The 14,948-nt window shown below is 35.2% G+C and carries 14 protein-coding genes; 7 read left to right on the forward strand and 7 right to left on the reverse strand.

Annotation, left to right across the window (positions count from 1 at the left end; all coding sequences use genetic code 11):
- Positions 1-38: 38 nt before the first annotated feature.
- Positions 39-866, reverse strand: a complete 828-nt coding sequence (locus ACKTTZ_RS15385; RefSeq protein WP_253317196.1) for an ion transporter — start codon at positions 864-866, stop codon at positions 39-41.
- Positions 867-1,116: 250 nt separating this feature from the next.
- Here ACKTTZ_RS15385 and ACKTTZ_RS15390 point away from each other — a divergent pair, with 250 nt between their 5' ends.
- The 3 genes from ACKTTZ_RS15390 to ACKTTZ_RS15400 all read left to right on the forward strand — a co-directional run bounded on the left by ACKTTZ_RS15390 (position 1,117) and on the right by ACKTTZ_RS15400 (position 3,956).
- A complete protein-coding gene (locus ACKTTZ_RS15390; RefSeq protein WP_051934309.1) occupies positions 1,117-1,965 on the forward strand; it encodes a hypothetical protein in 849 nt (282 codons plus the stop codon).
- A gap of 114 nt (positions 1,966-2,079) precedes the next feature.
- Complete coding sequence (locus ACKTTZ_RS15395; RefSeq protein ID WP_034695296.1) at positions 2,080-3,177, forward strand: Nif3-like dinuclear metal center hexameric protein; 1,098 nt, start codon at positions 2,080-2,082, stop codon at positions 3,175-3,177.
- 2 nt (positions 3,178-3,179) lie between these two features.
- Positions 3,180-3,956 carry a zinc ribbon domain-containing protein gene (locus ACKTTZ_RS15400; protein WP_034695298.1) on the forward strand — a complete coding sequence of 259 codons (777 nt, stop codon included), beginning with the start codon at positions 3,180-3,182 and terminating at the stop codon, positions 3,954-3,956.
- A 341-nt stretch (positions 3,957-4,297) separates the two neighbouring features.
- On the opposite strand, the gene ACKTTZ_RS15405 is transcribed toward ACKTTZ_RS15400, so the two are convergent.
- Both ACKTTZ_RS15405 and ACKTTZ_RS15410 read right to left on the reverse strand, forming a co-directional pair.
- On the reverse strand, positions 4,298-4,957 hold the full coding sequence (locus tag ACKTTZ_RS15405; protein WP_407845960.1) for a hypothetical protein: 660 nt from the start codon (positions 4,955-4,957) through the stop codon (positions 4,298-4,300).
- A gap of 7 nt (positions 4,958-4,964) precedes the next feature.
- Entirely contained in the window at positions 4,965-6,743 is a 1,779-nt protein-coding gene (locus ACKTTZ_RS15410; protein WP_034695302.1) for a long-chain fatty acid--CoA ligase, read from the reverse strand.
- Between the two features lie 346 nt (positions 6,744-7,089).
- Here ACKTTZ_RS15410 and ACKTTZ_RS15415 point away from each other — a divergent pair, with 346 nt between their 5' ends.
- Both ACKTTZ_RS15415 and ACKTTZ_RS15420 read left to right on the forward strand, forming a co-directional pair.
- Positions 7,090-8,229, forward strand: a complete 1,140-nt coding sequence (locus ACKTTZ_RS15415; protein ID WP_034695304.1) for an acyl-CoA dehydrogenase family protein — start codon at positions 7,090-7,092, stop codon at positions 8,227-8,229.
- 22 nt (positions 8,230-8,251) lie between these two features.
- Positions 8,252-8,617 (forward strand): hypothetical protein, encoded by a 366-nt coding sequence (locus tag ACKTTZ_RS15420; protein ID WP_034695305.1) that lies wholly within the window; start codon positions 8,252-8,254, stop codon positions 8,615-8,617.
- A 264-nt stretch (positions 8,618-8,881) separates the two neighbouring features.
- Here the strand turns inward: ACKTTZ_RS15420 and ACKTTZ_RS15425 are convergent, their stop codons facing one another.
- The 4 genes from ACKTTZ_RS15425 to ACKTTZ_RS15440 all read right to left on the reverse strand — a co-directional run bounded on the left by ACKTTZ_RS15425 (position 8,882) and on the right by ACKTTZ_RS15440 (position 13,366).
- Complete coding sequence (locus ACKTTZ_RS15425) at positions 8,882-9,826, reverse strand: DUF4349 domain-containing protein (RefSeq protein ID WP_407845961.1); 945 nt, start codon at positions 9,824-9,826, stop codon at positions 8,882-8,884.
- 367 nt (positions 9,827-10,193) lie between these two features.
- Complete coding sequence (locus ACKTTZ_RS15430) at positions 10,194-11,789, reverse strand: peptide chain release factor 3 (protein WP_253318022.1); 1,596 nt, start codon at positions 11,787-11,789, stop codon at positions 10,194-10,196.
- A 160-nt stretch (positions 11,790-11,949) separates the two neighbouring features.
- A complete protein-coding gene (locus tag ACKTTZ_RS15435) occupies positions 11,950-12,660 on the reverse strand; it encodes a hypothetical protein (protein ID WP_253318021.1) in 711 nt (236 codons plus the stop codon).
- 13 nt (positions 12,661-12,673) lie between these two features.
- Entirely contained in the window at positions 12,674-13,366 is a 693-nt protein-coding gene (locus ACKTTZ_RS15440) for a hypothetical protein (protein WP_156106432.1), read from the reverse strand.
- 108 nt (positions 13,367-13,474) lie between these two features.
- Between ACKTTZ_RS15440 and ACKTTZ_RS15445 the strand changes: the two genes are divergently transcribed.
- On the forward strand, positions 13,475-14,305 hold the full coding sequence (locus tag ACKTTZ_RS15445; RefSeq protein ID WP_407845962.1) for a lysostaphin resistance A-like protein: 831 nt from the start codon (positions 13,475-13,477) through the stop codon (positions 14,303-14,305).
- 41 nt (positions 14,306-14,346) lie between these two features.
- Positions 14,347-14,922, forward strand: a complete 576-nt coding sequence (gene rdgB / locus ACKTTZ_RS15450) for an RdgB/HAM1 family non-canonical purine NTP pyrophosphatase (protein ID WP_262916991.1) — start codon at positions 14,347-14,349, stop codon at positions 14,920-14,922.
- Positions 14,923-14,948: the final 26 nt, after the last annotated feature.

Below are 14,948 nucleotides of genomic sequence, written 5' to 3' on the forward strand. Positions count from 1 at the left end.
TGTGGTATTTGGTGAATAAATTTTACTTATACCAAATATTAAGCTAATTTCTTGCCACATTTCTTACAATACCTTGCATCATCATCAATATCATCATTACCACAGCGGTCGCATACTATTTCCAGGTTCTGTCTTTTGTTTCTCATTTCGGCCGTTACAATACCGGTAGGAACTGCAATAATGGAATAACCCGCCAGCATAAGAATAACAGCAAAGAACTTTCCTAAAGGCGTGATAGGTGATACATCACCGTACCCTACAGTAGTTACTGTAACAACTGCCCAATAGATGGATTGAGGTATTGTTTCAAAGCCTTCTCTTCCGCCTTCTACCATAAACATAAGCGATCCTACAATAACTGAGAAAATAATCAGAAAAAGAAGGAAGATGTAAATTTTCCTTGAACTGTTTTTTAAAGCCCTTACAATAAAATATCCGTCATTCATAAAATCCAGTAAGTTGAAAATTCTGAACACTCTCAGCATTCTCAGCATTCTGAAAATCAGGAAATATTTAGTAACAGGGAAAATAAAGCTTAGAAAAAAAGGAACAAGAGCCAGGAAATCTATAATTCCGAAAAAACTGAATATATAATTCCGTTTATTTTTTACCACCGCAATCCGCATAGAATATTCTGCTGTAAAAAAAATAGAGATGATCCATTCGAGGATCAGAAAGGTATAATGGAATCTTTTATCAAGCTTTGGTACACTTTCCATCATAATAATAGCAGTACTGGCAAGAATCAATGACAATAATATGATGTCGAACAGTTTTCCAAGCTTCGTATCGGAGCGATAAATTATACGATAAAGGAATCTTTTCCATAAAGTGTCCTCAGGAATCAGATTATGTTCTCTTTCCATTTATATAAGGTTATTTCACAGCGAAGTTAATAATTTCTATAATGTATACGGTAAATATATGATTGTTAAAAGAATCTTGCAAATGTTAAAGGAAAATCTATCATTAAAAAGTGAATTATATTGTATTAATTACATGGTTTTCAATATGTTATATTTAGTAAAATACGAATAAAATATGACATATAAAAATTAAATTTTTAACATTTTTTTGGTCCAAGTTTGTAATTTTATTCTACAAAAGCTTTATATCATGAGAAAAATTTTAACCTTGTTTATTCTGTTTATTATAAGCAGTTTTGCTAATGCTCAGGTTGGGATTAATACTGCAGCGCCAAATGGGGCTTCAGTACTGGATATAGTTTCCAACCAAAAAGGAATTCTTATTCCTCGTCTTACAGATACTGACCGGGATACCAACCTGGCAGATAACGATGTTTCCACAGTACCTCCTGCAGGTGTGGTAAACCCTAACCTTACTGCAGGAACCCTTATTTTTAATACGACAACAAATAACTTCCAGTATTGGGACGGTACCCTCTGGAGACAGCTTTTTGTTCCCACATCTTCTCAGGCTGGTAACGATGGTGTCGTTAAAATCAATTCTGGAAACGCAAATGTAAAACCCTCATTCAGTTTAAGTGCAGCAGGAAGCGGCTACGGCCCAAGACAACAGGTACTTTATGCTACTCCGCTAGTATTTGCCGCAAGCCCTACTACAAGCTGGCCGGAAACCACTGTTCCATTTCCCGGAGTAACCAGTAATATCTATATCTCGGCAACTGGTAAATGGCGGGAAAATGAAATTTACGGGCAAGTACATGTATGGAGAGTAATTGCTACCATCACTCCAGGATCCAATTCTTCAGGATCTATAAAAGCTACTTTTAAAAATCCTGATTCAGGCTTTGAAATTAACTCTATTCAGCTGGTTCCAAGTGGCTCAAGTGGAACGGGTAACATTCTTACCTTTTATTTCTATACCATTGCAGACCCTGCAAGTCTTGATCCGGGAAGAGGATATCAACTTTTTATGGAGTCTGATATCAACTGTGGTGTTGTCGTGGAATCCTTTACAAGAGTATCTCTTTTCAAAGATTAACAGTCTTTTTTAATATCAAAATAAAACCGGTTGATGAAAGCCGGTTTTTTTATGGGTGTGGAAATTTTTCCCGTAAAATTAATATCTTCGCTGTAACTGTAAAATATAAAATTAATGAAGCTAAAAACTGTAATTGCAAAGATTGAAGAGGAAATAAGTATCAGACAGGCGGAAGATTTTGATAATGTGGGATTACTCTGCGGGGTTTACGACCGCGATGTGTCAGGGATTCTGGTTTGCCATGATGCGTTGGAAAATGTGGTTGATGAAGCTATTGAGAGAAACTGCAATCTGATTGTGTGCTTTCATCCCATTATATTTTCCGGATTAAAATCTTTAACAGGGAAGAACTACGTAGAGAGAGCAGTTTTAAAAGCTATTGAAAATAAGGTTGCCATCTATGCCATCCACACCGCATTTGATAATGATTTCTTTGGAGTCAACCATGGAATATGCAGTCAGTTGGGACTAAAGAATATGAAAATTCTTCAGCCTAAAGAAAATAATTTAAAACAGTTGACGGTTTTTGTTCCCAAAGACTATTCAGAAAAAGTAAAAGAAGCCATGTTCTCAGCCGGAGCAGGAAATATCGGATTTTATGATGAATGCAGTTTTACAGTGAATGGTAACGGAACATTCAGGCCTGTAGAAGGTTCAAATCCGTTTTCAGGACAGCAGGGAGTTCGTGAAAATGCAGATGAAGATATGATCTCTGTGATTTTTGAAGGTTTTAAACAAGGGCAGATTGTGGGTGCTATGAAGACAGCACATCCTTATGAAGAAGTAGCCTATCAGGTTTATAATCTGGATAATAAAAATCATCATGCCGGCTTGGGAATGTACGGTGATCTGGAAGAAGAAATGGATGAAAAAGATTTCCTTGGATTTGTAAAAGAAAAATTTGGTTTGGAAGTGATAAAACATTCCTCTTTTAATAATAAAAAAATCAAAAGAGTAGGGGTTCTGGGAGGCTCAGGAGCAAGTGGAATACGATCTGCAGCAGCCAGGAAATGTGATGCTTACCTTACCGGAGATCTTAAATATCACGACTATTTTCTGGCTGAGTCTAAAATGCTGATCTGTGATATAGGACATTATGAATCAGAACAATTTGTTGCTCAACAATTATTTGAAATTTTATCACAAAAATTTAGTACATTTGCAATTTCAAAATCTATTGAAAAAACAAACCCAGTAAATTATTTCATTTAAATATGGCAAAAACCAACGATATTTCAGTTGAAGAAAAATTAAGAGCTTTATACGATTTACAGATCATTGATTCAAGATTGGATGAAATCCGAAATACTAGAGGAGAATTGCCAATTGAAGTTGAAGATCTTGAAATTGAGATTGAAGGTCTTGAAAAAAGAGCTGAAAAATTTCATGCTGATATCAAAGATCAGGACGATCAGATCAAAACAAAGCATGAAGTAATTAACCATGCTAAAACTTTAATTGAGAAATACAAATCTCAGCAGGATAATGTAAGAAACAATAAAGAGTTTGAAGCATTAGGGAAAGAAATGGAATTCCAGGATCTGGAAATTCAGCTTGCTGAAAAAAGAATTAAAGAATTCGGAGCTAAAATTGCTCACAAAAACGAAACTTTAAGCGAACTGAACTCTAAGATCGATGATTTGAAAAGCCACTTGAAATTCAAGAAAGAAGAATTGGATGGTTTGATCTCTGAAACGCAGAAAGAAGAAGAATATCTTTTAGAGCAGTCTAAAGAATTCGCAGGTAAAATTGATGAGAGATTATTAGCTTCTTACAACAGAATCAGAACCAACTCTATCAATGGTCTTGCAGTAGTAGGATTAGAAAGAGGAGCTCCAAAAGGATCTTTCTTCACTATTCCTCCTCAAAAGCAAATGGAAATTGCTCAGAGAAAGAAAATCATCATTGATGAGCACTCTGGAAAAATCCTTGTTGATGATGAGTTGGTAATGGAAGAAAACGAAAGAATGAAATCTGTAATTAAATTCTAATTATTGATTTTAAAACATATAAAAGCTGTTTCAGAAATGAGACAGCTTTTTTTGTGTATTCAATAGAAACGGGCTTTAGCCCGTTTAATTTTTTACGGTGTTCTTTTCATTTCGTAGGAATCTTTGCACATTCTTTTAATATGATATAGATTCCTATGGAATGACAAAGTTGGCGTTAATCATTAAGGTTGAAAAAAACAATGGAAAATCATCAATAGGAACGGGCTTTAGCCCGTTTAATCAAAATGAAATTTTAGCCAAAACCTATAAAAATATTCAAAATAAAGGACTTCGTTATAAATAAAAAAGAAAGTTATTTTTCAATCTGTTTTATTAATATATTACTCTTTCTTGTTTCCATAATGAAAATTAATCTCTTTACACAGTTTGATGATTGCTGCTTTTCCAGACGGTTTGAAGCCAGTAAAGGAATACTCATTATCTGTTCCCTTATTAAATACTTTATGGATTCTGGCAGGAATTTCAATTTCTGTAATTGAAGCGTTACAGCTTAAACAAATACTGATCTGATTGATTTTTTTATTGTCTTTAAAAAACACTAATCCCAGATGAGGTTGAAAACATGCCGCAGAGCTCTCACCATAGCTTGAATTTTTTGCTAAGGCAGATAGGATCTGATCGGCTTGTTTTTGAGTCAGAAACTGTTGTCTCAGGATCACAGGGATAAATTTTCCTTTTCTATCAATTGGATTAGGATAGGTCTCTTCGTCACCAGCAAAATCATAAGCAATAATTTTATCATAATCAAGCTTGTTAAAAGGAATCCCGTTTTTTACATTGGGTTTTATGATTTCAGCAGTTTGAATATAATCATTCAATGTTTTCTCTTTTAACGTGGAATCTGATAAAAGTTGTGGAATTTCTATATTTTCCTCAGCTATTGATTTTGTGTTTTCAATCTGTTGTTTACATGAAAACATAAAAAATACCAATCCAACAAAAGTGGATTGGTAGATGAATTTATACTTAAATAATTCCATTGAATAATTATTCCTGATGATCATACATCTTATTATACAAAGCAATAAACTTCTCTTTTACCGCTTTTCTTTTCAGTTTTAACGTTGGAGTAAGCAATCCGCTTTCAATGCTCCATATTTCAGGAGTAAGCTCGATTTTTTTGATTTTCTCCCAGTTTCCAAGGTGCTCATTGATGCCGTCGATCTCTTTTTCAATTCTTTGCTTCAATTCAGGGCTTTTTGCAATCTCTTCCGGTGTAGCACCGATGTTCAGATTATTTCTTAAAGCCCAGTTTTTAGCAAACTCAAAATCAGGCTGTACCAAAGCACACGGCATTTTTTCACCATCACCTACAACCATAATCTGCTCTATGAATTTTGAAGCTTTTGCTAAGTTTTCAATAGTCTGTGGAGCAATATATTTTCCGCCGGAAGTTTTGAACATTTCTTTCTTACGGTCAGTGATCTGTAAAAATCCGTCACTGTCGATATGTCCAATGTCTCCGGTTTTAAAGAATCCATCCTCTGTAAAAGCTTCTTTCGTCATTTCTTCATTCTGGAAATATCCTTTGAATACCGATGGTCCTTTCACTGTAATTTCACCGTCTTCCTGAATTTTAACTTTTAAATTATCCAATGGAATCCCTACGGTTCCCACTTTCATTTTATCAAAGCTGTTGACAGAAATTACAGGGGAAGTTTCTGTTAAGCCATAGCCTTCCAGAATTGGAATACCAGCATTCTGGAACATCAGGTTAAGTCTTGTAGATAATGCTGCAGATCCTGAAACCAAAGTCACAATTTCACCACCTAAACCTTCTCTCCATTTAGAAAATACAAGCTTGTCAGCAATAATTTCCTGAAGCCCGGACGGTTTTGAAATGGTTTTCTTTTTGGTAATCAGGTTCAGGGCCCAGAAGAAGATTTTTGATTTTAATCCTCCGGCTGAAGATCCAGTATTGTAGATTTTATCATATACTTTTTCTACCAGTCTTGGTACTACAGTCATATAATGAGGTTTCACTTCTTTTACATTTTCACCCATTTTCTCGATGCTTTCAGCAAAATAAAGAGAAAAACCGTTGTACTGATAAAGATAGAACAGCATTCTTTCAAAAATATGACAGATGGGAAGGAAGCTTAATGCTCTTGTTTCCTTGTAATCCAGACTTCTTTTCTTTGGAATTCTTGGTATGGCTCCCAATACGTTTGAAACAATATTATTATGCGTAAGCATTACTCCTTTTGGTCTTCCTGTAGTTCCGGAAGTATAAATAATGGTTGCAAGATCTTCTGTATTGATGGCATTGGAAAGGTCTTCTACTTCAATTTGGGTAGATTCATCCTTACCCAGATCCAGAATTTCTCTCCAGTTGGCAGCTCCACTGATATTATCAAAAGTAAAAATTCCCTGTAAACTTGGGATATTATGCTTTACTTTCATTACTTTATTCAACAGCTCTTTATCAGAAACAAAACAATACTGAATTTCAGCATTATTGAAGATGAATTCATAATCTTCAGGAGAAATACTTGGATAAACCGGTACTGAAACAACGCCGATCTGAGAAAGTCCAAAGTCCATGATAGCCCATTCTGTACGGGAGTTGGTTGTAATCAAAGCGATTTTATCACCTGGTTTTATACCAAGCTTCAATAATCCTCTGGATATCTTATTTCCCTCATTAATAAACTCCTGTGTAGAAGTTTTTTTCCACTCACCATGATATTTTGTTACAAACATATCCGTTTTAGGATATTTTTCTAAAGCATAGTGTGGAATATCGAATAATCTCTTGATCGTCATGATTTTTTACGTAATTTATAAAGAAATTTAAATATAAGCATTTTTTTTAATTGAAAACATCTCAATGTGATAATTAGGAATTAGTTAAATGCTTACCATAATAGTTTGAATCAAAAAGGAGGCCGGAAGCCCTGAAGTGGGGATTTTGTATTTCCAATGATTCTTTTATAAAGGTTTATTTTTTTCCATCTGTTTTATATTGTCTTCTTAACCCATGATCTCAGATCCCTAAACACGTATCCCATTATCATTAAACCTCGCCAAACCTGCCTTTTTCCCGCTTTTAATTTATTTTTTCAGATTTGCTTAAAAAGTGTAAATTTACGGCTATCTAATTATTTTTTTTATGGACTTTAATTTATCGGAAGAACAGCTGATGATTCAGCAGGCAGCAAGAGACTTTGCACAGAACGAACTTTTACCTGGAGTGATTGAAAGAGACCGTGACCAGAAATTCCCTGCAGAACAGGTGAAGAAAATGGGAGAAATGGGACTTTTAGGAATGATGGTAGATCCAAAATACGGCGGTGCAGGTATGGATAGCGTTTCTTACGTACTTGCAATGGAAGAAATTGCAAAAGTGGATGCTTCTGCAGCTGTTGTGATGTCTGTAAACAACTCATTGGTTTGTGCCGGTCTTGAAAAATTCGCTTCTGAAGAGCAAAAAGTAAAATATCTTACTCCACTGGCAAGCGGGCAGGTAATTGGAGCATTTGCATTATCTGAGCCGGAAGCAGGTTCTGATGCAACTTCTCAGAAAACTACTGCTGAAGACAAAGGAGATTACTATCTTTTAAATGGTATCAAAAACTGGATCACCAATGGTGGAACAGCTACTTATTATATCGTAATTGCACAGACAGATCCTGAGAAAAAGCACAAAGGAATCAATGCTTTCATCGTTGAAAGAGGATGGGAAGGATTTGAAATTGGATTAAAAGAAGACAAACTAGGAATCAGAGGAAGTGATACTCACTCTTTGATCTTTAATAACGTAAAAGTTCCGAAGGAAAACAGAATCGGTGCTGACGGATTCGGGTTCAACTTTGCTATGGCAGTATTGAACGGAGGAAGAATTGGTATTGCTTCTCAGGCTTTAGGAATTGCTTCAGGTGCTTACGAACTGGCATTGAAATATGCTAAAACAAGAAAAGCTTTCAAAACTGAAATCATCAACCACCAGGCTATTGCATTCAAATTGGCTGATATGGCTACTCAGATCACTGCTGCAAGAATGTTATGTTTCAAAGCTGCTTGTGAGAAAGATGCTGGGAAAGATATTTCTGAAAGCGGAGCTATGGCAAAATTATATTCTTCTCAAGTGGCAATGGATACTACTATTGAAGCAGTACAGATCCACGGTGGATACGGATATGTGAAAGAATACCACGTAGAAAGATTAATGAGAGATGCAAAAATCACTCAGATCTATGAAGGAACTTCTGAAATTCAGAAAATAGTGATCTCCAGAAGCATCGCAAAATAACATTTTATAAAACACACTACCTATGAAAAAATCTTTGTGGATCACCCTTGGGGTTGTACTGCTGTTACTGGGCGTATTTGTCTGGTATAAGTACTATTTTGTTTTCGGAGAAGGAGTAAAATCCGGATACCTGAACTATGCTATGAAAAAAGGTTATGTTTTCAAAACTTATGAAGGCAAGCTGATTCAGGAAGGCTTTGGAAGAGGAAAAACAGGAACAATTACAAGCTATGAGTTTGAATTTTCCGTAGATGATCCCGAAGTTTTCAAACAACTGGAAACCAACAGCGGTAAAACTTTTGACCTGCATTACAAAGAGTACAATGGCGCACTTCCCTGGAGAGGAAACACAAAGTTCATTGTAGATAAAGTAGTGAATATGAAATAAAACAAATAAGGCTCTCAATAGAGGGCCTTATTTTACACCAAATCACAAAATATTAATATATGAAATAAAATTTCCAAATTTCTTTTGAACCCTGTTTCACAACGAAGATTCTTTACATTTTGCTTATACTTAAAGTTAAGAGTTATTTTTCTAATAAGCAAGCACTTTCTTTTACGTTTGATAAAATTAAACATAAGAATCGAACTTCAATTCTAAACCTCATTAAAAAAATATTAAAAATCTACCCTGAGGAAAGATTGAAACCTAGTGAGAATCATTATTAGGAATGTTTCTGTTCTTCTTTTTATAGAAATAATATCCAATACCGGCAATCAGGAATAAAGGCCATAATGGAAGGATAAACAGGAATATGGAAGTAATAACATCCCAGCCGGATTCAATGGCAGCCAGTGATTTTCCACCAAAAGTTTTAGGCTCTGTTTCTGTTTTAGCTTTATCGCTGATATTTACATTGATTGTACAGATGGTATTGTCTGCGTAGTTTCGCCCTGAAACCTGAATATCTTTTGTATCAATATCTCCAACATTGCTATTGATAGCGTCCATTAATCCATCAAAATGCTGCATAGGAACTTTGATGTCAAGGCTGTATATTTTTTGATCTTCTCCATGAGGGCTGGCAGATTCTACATAAGAAAGATTTTCACTTTTGATATAGCCGTTATTTCTGTTCGCTTCTTCCCTGATAATTTCCTTTACCGTTTCCACATTCTCTGCGGTTATAGAAAGATATCCTGATTTTACCATTTTATCTTTAGGCATATTCAGTTCGTAACTGTCATTCTTAGGCTTTTCTTTATAAATGATTTTTGTTTCTTTAATAACCTTTGGTGCTGAAGTTTTTGCTGCAATTTTTTCAGATTTCTTTGCTATAGAATCTTTTTTCTCAATTTTTGATTCCAGTTTTGTATTGGCAATTTTATCAGATAAAGAATCTACCATTTTGGAGGTATGTTCTATCTTTTCCTGGATGTCATTTTTAGTATTCTCAAAGTCTTTTATTTTAATGCTGGCAGAATCCATAACCTGGTTTACTGTTTTACTGGCATTTTCAACGGTTTTTGTAGCAACTGTAGCCGCACTGTCGGCTGAATGGATTGCTTCATGTATTTTATCCTGTGTAGCTTCCGCTTTTTTACACATAATGAAAGTGCTTGATACAGCAACGAGTAAGATGAACTTTTTCATAAGATTAATTTTTTTGATGAAGTAAAATTAGAAGGGAAGTTCTTGTAAAGATTGTAAATGAAATGTATTGTGCTGGTAAAATAGTAACTGTTATATTTTCAATGTTTTGTATTTGTTTTACAAAAGATTTACAAAGTATTTAGTTTTGTTTAATAGCAAAATGCTTATTAATTGAACATGTTATTGATGGGTAGATTCCTACGGAATGACAAAGTGTGTGGATAAATTGCAGCGCTCAGTATGTCATTCCGTAGGAATCTACTGTAGTTTAAATTATGCTATATAATTAAAGCATAAAAAAATCCGCAGAAACTTCTGCGGATCTATATTGTAAACAATTTCGCCTTTTTGCGATTTTGTCTTTTATTTAGTTTTCTCTGAACTCACTGATGAAGTGTAATTTTACATTCGGGAATTTCTCCTGCGTCATGTGAATCGTGAAAGAAGAGTCAGCAAGGAATACCAATTGATTGTATTTATCTCTCGCCAGGAATCTCTGCTTTAATCTTGCAAATTCTTTGAATTCTTCAGACTTCTCATCAGCTTCTACCCAACATGCTTTGTGCATAGATAGCGGTTCATAAGTACATTTTGCACCATATTCATGCTCTAGACGGTATTGGATAACTTCGTACTGAAGGGCTCCAACCGTTCCAATGATCTTTCTGTTATTCATTTCAAGCGTAAATAACTGTGCAACTCCTTCATCCATCAGCTGATCAATACCTTTCGCCAATTGCTTAGCTTTCAACGGATCATTGTTGTTGATATAACGGAAATGTTCTGGAGAGAAGCTTGGAATTCCTTTGAAGCTTAGTTTTTCTCCACCAGTCAATGTATCTCCGATTCTGAAACTTCCCGTATCATGTAAACCAACGATATCACCAGGGAAACTTTCTTCCACCACTTCTTTTTTATCAGCAAAGAATGCGTTAGGAGAGGAGAATTTCATTTTTTTACCTTCTCTTACCAGTAAATAGTTTTCGTTTCTCTTGAAGGTTCCTGAAACAATCTTTACGAAAGCAAGTCTGTCTCTGTGTTTAGGATCCATATTCGCATGGATTTTAAACACAAATCCTGTGAAAGTACTTTCTTCAGGTTTTACCAGACGGGTATCACTTTCCTTAGGTTGTGGCATTGGAGCAATATCAATGAAAGCATTCAATAATTCACGTACTCCAAAGTTATTTAAAGCAGAACCGAAGAATACAGGCTGAAGATCACCATTCATATAATCCTCACGGTTAAACTCAGGATAAACAGACTGGATCAGATCAAGCTCTTCTCTTAAAGTTTTAGCAGCCTTTTCACCAATTACGTCATCAATAGATGTATCATTGATATCATCAAACTTAATAGAATCTCCAACTTTCTGCTTTTTCTCTTCTAAGAATAACTGAATATTGTCTTCCCAGATATTATAAATTCCCTGGAAGTCACTTCCCATACCAATTGGTAGAGAAAGCGGGCAAACAGTTAATCCCAGTTTCTGTTCTACTTCATCCAAAAGATCGAAAGCATCTTTACCTTCACGGTCCAATTTATTAATGAAAACCAACATAGGAATGTTTCTCATTCTACAAACCTGAACCAGTTTTTCAGTCTGTTCCTCAACCCCTTTTGCAACGTCAATTACAACGATTACGGAGTCTACAGCAGTTAATGTTCTGTAAGTATCTTCAGCAAAGTCTTTGTGACCGGGAGTATCGAGGATGTTGATTTTGTGGTCTCTATATTCAAAAGCCAATACGGAAGTCGCTACAGAGATTCCTCTCTGTCTTTCAATTTCCATAAAGTCGGAGGTAGCTCCTTTTTTTATTTTGTTGGATTTTACCGCACCCGCTTCCTGAATTGCTCCCCCGAAAAGAAGTAACTTTTCTGTAAGAGTTGTTTTTCCGGCATCCGGGTGGGAAATGATCCCGAAGGTCTTTCTTTTTTGTATTTCTTTGATTAAGTCTGACATATCGTATTTTGAAGTTGCAAAAATCGTGATTTTTTACGAGGTTTTCAAATTTAAATGAAGACAATATTAATTAGACAGAATAATAGAAGGATATTCAGGTTTCAGAATGATGAATATAACTATGAACCGGCAATAGCTGGCTTTTCTTCAATGCAGCTTATCAGACTATTATTTTTATTAGCAACATAAAAATATACATCAGTCCGGTAGCAATCAGAATAACAATGGCTGCCATGATATATTCAAATATTCCAAATTCTGTTTTTTGTGGTTCTGAACTAAGATTGTACTGATTAATCGTTTGTTGACTTATTTTCAGATCCGGACGAAAGTGTTGAATCCCTTTTAGAAAATGACGGTACAGATCATATTGGTTACTTAAAATTACCAGTTCAAAATTAAAATCAACACGTGTTGGTCCAATTTCTCCCGCTTTATTTTTCAGGTAGACCTGCAATGTCGTTTTGCCAGATTTTACGGTCTGGGTGTTGAAAACATGTACATCAGTGGATGAGTTTCGAGCAGGCTTAAGGTCGTGATATAATATAGTTTCAATGATTACATTCTGATAGTTATAGAACGTAACCCCATTTTCATCCACAACCGCTTTTCGTATCTTTTGTTTTTTTCTGTAAGTTAAAGCCATTATCAAAGCGATACAACAAAATATAAGAAACAGTTGGGCAATAAGAAGCGTGAAAAAAATGCCAAGATTATGTTCCAGATATTGCCTGAAATTATTGTAAATAAGATTGAAAACAACCCCGATTACCACCATAATCAGAATGACAGCGATCCAGAGAATTCCCATTAGAAAATAAGTAATGGGTGTATTGATTTTAGATTCTATAGTCTGGAATTTTTCAATCATATTAATTCTTAGCTTAAGTTAACAAAAAAACAAGCCCGCATATAAGTGCTGTAATAATAAGTGCGGCCAGCATTAAAAGCCAGCCTCCCAACGAAATCCCTTTGCTGTTCACTTTCCATGTTTCCGTATCAATAGTATAGCTTCGGAAAACGAGAGGATCTACCTTCAAATCAGGACGAAAAGTAACAATACCATGTAGGAAATGGGCATACAAAGTAGATTTGTTTTTTACCACTCTCAAAGGAAGATTCATATCAATACGTCTTGTAGTCTCGTCTTTTTTATCTGATAGAATTGTTACCTCCAGTAAAGGAGCGATTCCTGATCCCACCGGATTGACTGTGTAAATATCAAAATCCTGTGTTGAAGGCCGGAGATCTGTGTAGAGGATCTGATCTGCAATTTCATTTCTTGAATTATAAAATAAGAGACCGGTTTCATCAACCACAATTGTATGGGCTAGTTTTTTTCTCTTAATAATATAATAACGGATTGCAGGAATTAAAATCAACAATGAAAGTCCCCAGCCGATTAGGGCAGGGTACAGCATTGCCTCTAATCCTCTTTTGTAAATTCCGTAAGCAGGACCTAAAACAAAAAGCAAAGCGAAAGGAATAAAGATCACAAAGAAAAGCACATTCAGAACAACAGTCATCAATCTGTTGGTTGTAGACTCAATTTTTTGAAACGGAGGTTCTGTATTCATTTTGTGATGTTCATGGATAAAGGAACGAAAATAAGAAATTCCTTTTTTAGTTGCCTGTAGCAGTCAAAAAAATTATCTTTGTTTTTCATAAACTTTTACAGAGAAAGGATGGGAAATAGCAAATATCCGAAGTTTACGTTCACATGGTTTGGAGGTGTAGTTTTGGTGGTTGGATTATTCGTGGGAACAATGGCAGTTTCTTTATTCAGCACTTTTTGGAAAGTTGTTTTCAGAGAAAATATTGAATTGAAAGACTGGTTTCTGATGGTAGCAAATTCTGTAGGATTTCTTACAGCTATTGCCTTCTTCGATTTTTTTATTGTAAGACGTACCACTCAAAAGAAGCTTAATTTTAACTTATCATCGGTTAATTTTTCTACCTATCTTCTCATCTTTCCAATGATGGCGGGGATGATGTTTATTTCCGAATTTATTGCCGCTCAGATCCCAACCACAGGACCGTTTTTCGGTGAATTTTATGAATATTTTACCCAATTGATGAGTCAATTGACAGATAATCCTGTTGTAATGATTATTATGACCGTGATTATGGCTCCTATTTTTGAGGAAATTATTTTCAGAGGAATTATCCAGAAAGGATTGATCAATAAAGGAGTAGAACCATGGAAGGCGATTCTGTATGCTTCCATTATTTTTGGAGTTGTTCATGGAAATCCGTGGCAGTTTATCAGCGCAGTGATGCTGGGCTGCGTATTGGGATTAGTCTATCATAAAACAAAGTCTTTACTGATGCCGATATTGCTGCATGCGTTTAATAATTTAACACTGTCGTTATTGGTTCTTTATGGTAAAGATGAGAGTTTTGCAAAGGTTCTTCATGTTTCAGAATGGCTTGTACTAGCTGTTGGAATTGTACTTTTCTCTTTGTTTTATTATCTTTTTATGAAAAAGTATAAAGTACATTATGCTGAAATGTAAGTAACCCGATTAAAAAAGTAAAATTGAAAATGAATATAGAAATGGAATTATTAGTAGCTACACACAACGAACATAAAAAAGAAGAAATCCAACAGATACTGGGAAGTGATTGCGTGGTGAAGAGCCTTACCGATTATAATATTCACGAAGAAATTGTAGAAGATGGAGATTCTTTTCATGCCAATGCCCTGATCAAGGCCAAATATTGCTTTGAAAAAACAGGTGTTCCAAGCTTGGGAGATGACAGTGGTTTGGTTGTAGAATCTTTGGACGGAAGACCGGGAATTTTCTCAGCCCGTTATGCCGGAGATCATGATTTCGCAAAAAATATCGAAAAGGTATTGGAAGAAATGCAGGGAATTGAAAACAGAAAGGCTTATTTTGTGACGGTTCTTTGCTACTATGATGAAAACGGTGCTCAATATTTTGAAGGCAGAGTTCATGGAAATTTATTGACAGAAAATAAAGGCTTTAAAGGATTCGGATATGATCCGATTTTTGTTCCTGAAGGATATGAAAGAACCTTTGCAGAAATGGATCCTGAAGACAAAAACAAGATCAGCCACCGTAAACAGGCATTAGACCTATTTATGGATTTTTTAAAAGTAACTGATTAAGTTTAAATATCAGGACGAAATCCCCA

Origin of the sequence: Chryseobacterium sp. KCF3-3, from assembly GCF_045865955.1 — a bacterium.
Lineage (GTDB): Bacteria > Bacteroidota > Bacteroidia > Flavobacteriales > Weeksellaceae > Chryseobacterium.

Excerpts from the sequence above, each read along its gene's own strand:
- ACKTTZ_RS15385 (WP_253317196.1), bottom strand. The coding sequence starts at position 866 with ATGGAAAGAGAACATAATCTGATTCCTGAGGACACTTTATGGAAAAGA.
- ACKTTZ_RS15390 (WP_051934309.1), top strand. The coding sequence starts at position 1,117 with ATGAGAAAAATTTTAACCTTGTTTATTCTGTTTATTATAAGCAGTTTT.
- ACKTTZ_RS15395 (WP_034695296.1), top strand. The coding sequence starts at position 2,080 with ATGAAGCTAAAAACTGTAATTGCAAAGATTGAAGAGGAAATAAGTATC.
- ACKTTZ_RS15400 (WP_034695298.1), top strand. The coding sequence starts at position 3,180 with ATGGCAAAAACCAACGATATTTCAGTTGAAGAAAAATTAAGAGCTTTA.
- ACKTTZ_RS15405 (WP_407845960.1), bottom strand. The coding sequence starts at position 4,957 with ATGGAATTATTTAAGTATAAATTCATCTACCAATCCACTTTTGTTGGA.
- ACKTTZ_RS15410 (WP_034695302.1), bottom strand. The coding sequence starts at position 6,743 with ATGACGATCAAGAGATTATTCGATATTCCACACTATGCTTTAGAAAAA.
- ACKTTZ_RS15415 (WP_034695304.1), top strand. The coding sequence starts at position 7,090 with ATGGACTTTAATTTATCGGAAGAACAGCTGATGATTCAGCAGGCAGCA.
- ACKTTZ_RS15420 (WP_034695305.1), top strand. The coding sequence starts at position 8,252 with ATGAAAAAATCTTTGTGGATCACCCTTGGGGTTGTACTGCTGTTACTG.
- ACKTTZ_RS15425 (WP_407845961.1), bottom strand. The coding sequence starts at position 9,826 with ATGAAAAAGTTCATCTTACTCGTTGCTGTATCAAGCACTTTCATTATG.
- ACKTTZ_RS15430 (WP_253318022.1), bottom strand. The coding sequence starts at position 11,789 with ATGTCAGACTTAATCAAAGAAATACAAAAAAGAAAGACCTTCGGGATC.
- ACKTTZ_RS15435 (WP_253318021.1), bottom strand. The coding sequence starts at position 12,660 with ATGATTGAAAAATTCCAGACTATAGAATCTAAAATCAATACACCCATT.
- ACKTTZ_RS15440 (WP_156106432.1), bottom strand. The coding sequence starts at position 13,366 with ATGAATACAGAACCTCCGTTTCAAAAAATTGAGTCTACAACCAACAGA.
- ACKTTZ_RS15445 (WP_407845962.1), top strand. The coding sequence starts at position 13,475 with ATGGGAAATAGCAAATATCCGAAGTTTACGTTCACATGGTTTGGAGGT.
- rdgB (WP_262916991.1), top strand. The coding sequence starts at position 14,347 with ATGGAATTATTAGTAGCTACACACAACGAACATAAAAAAGAAGAAATC.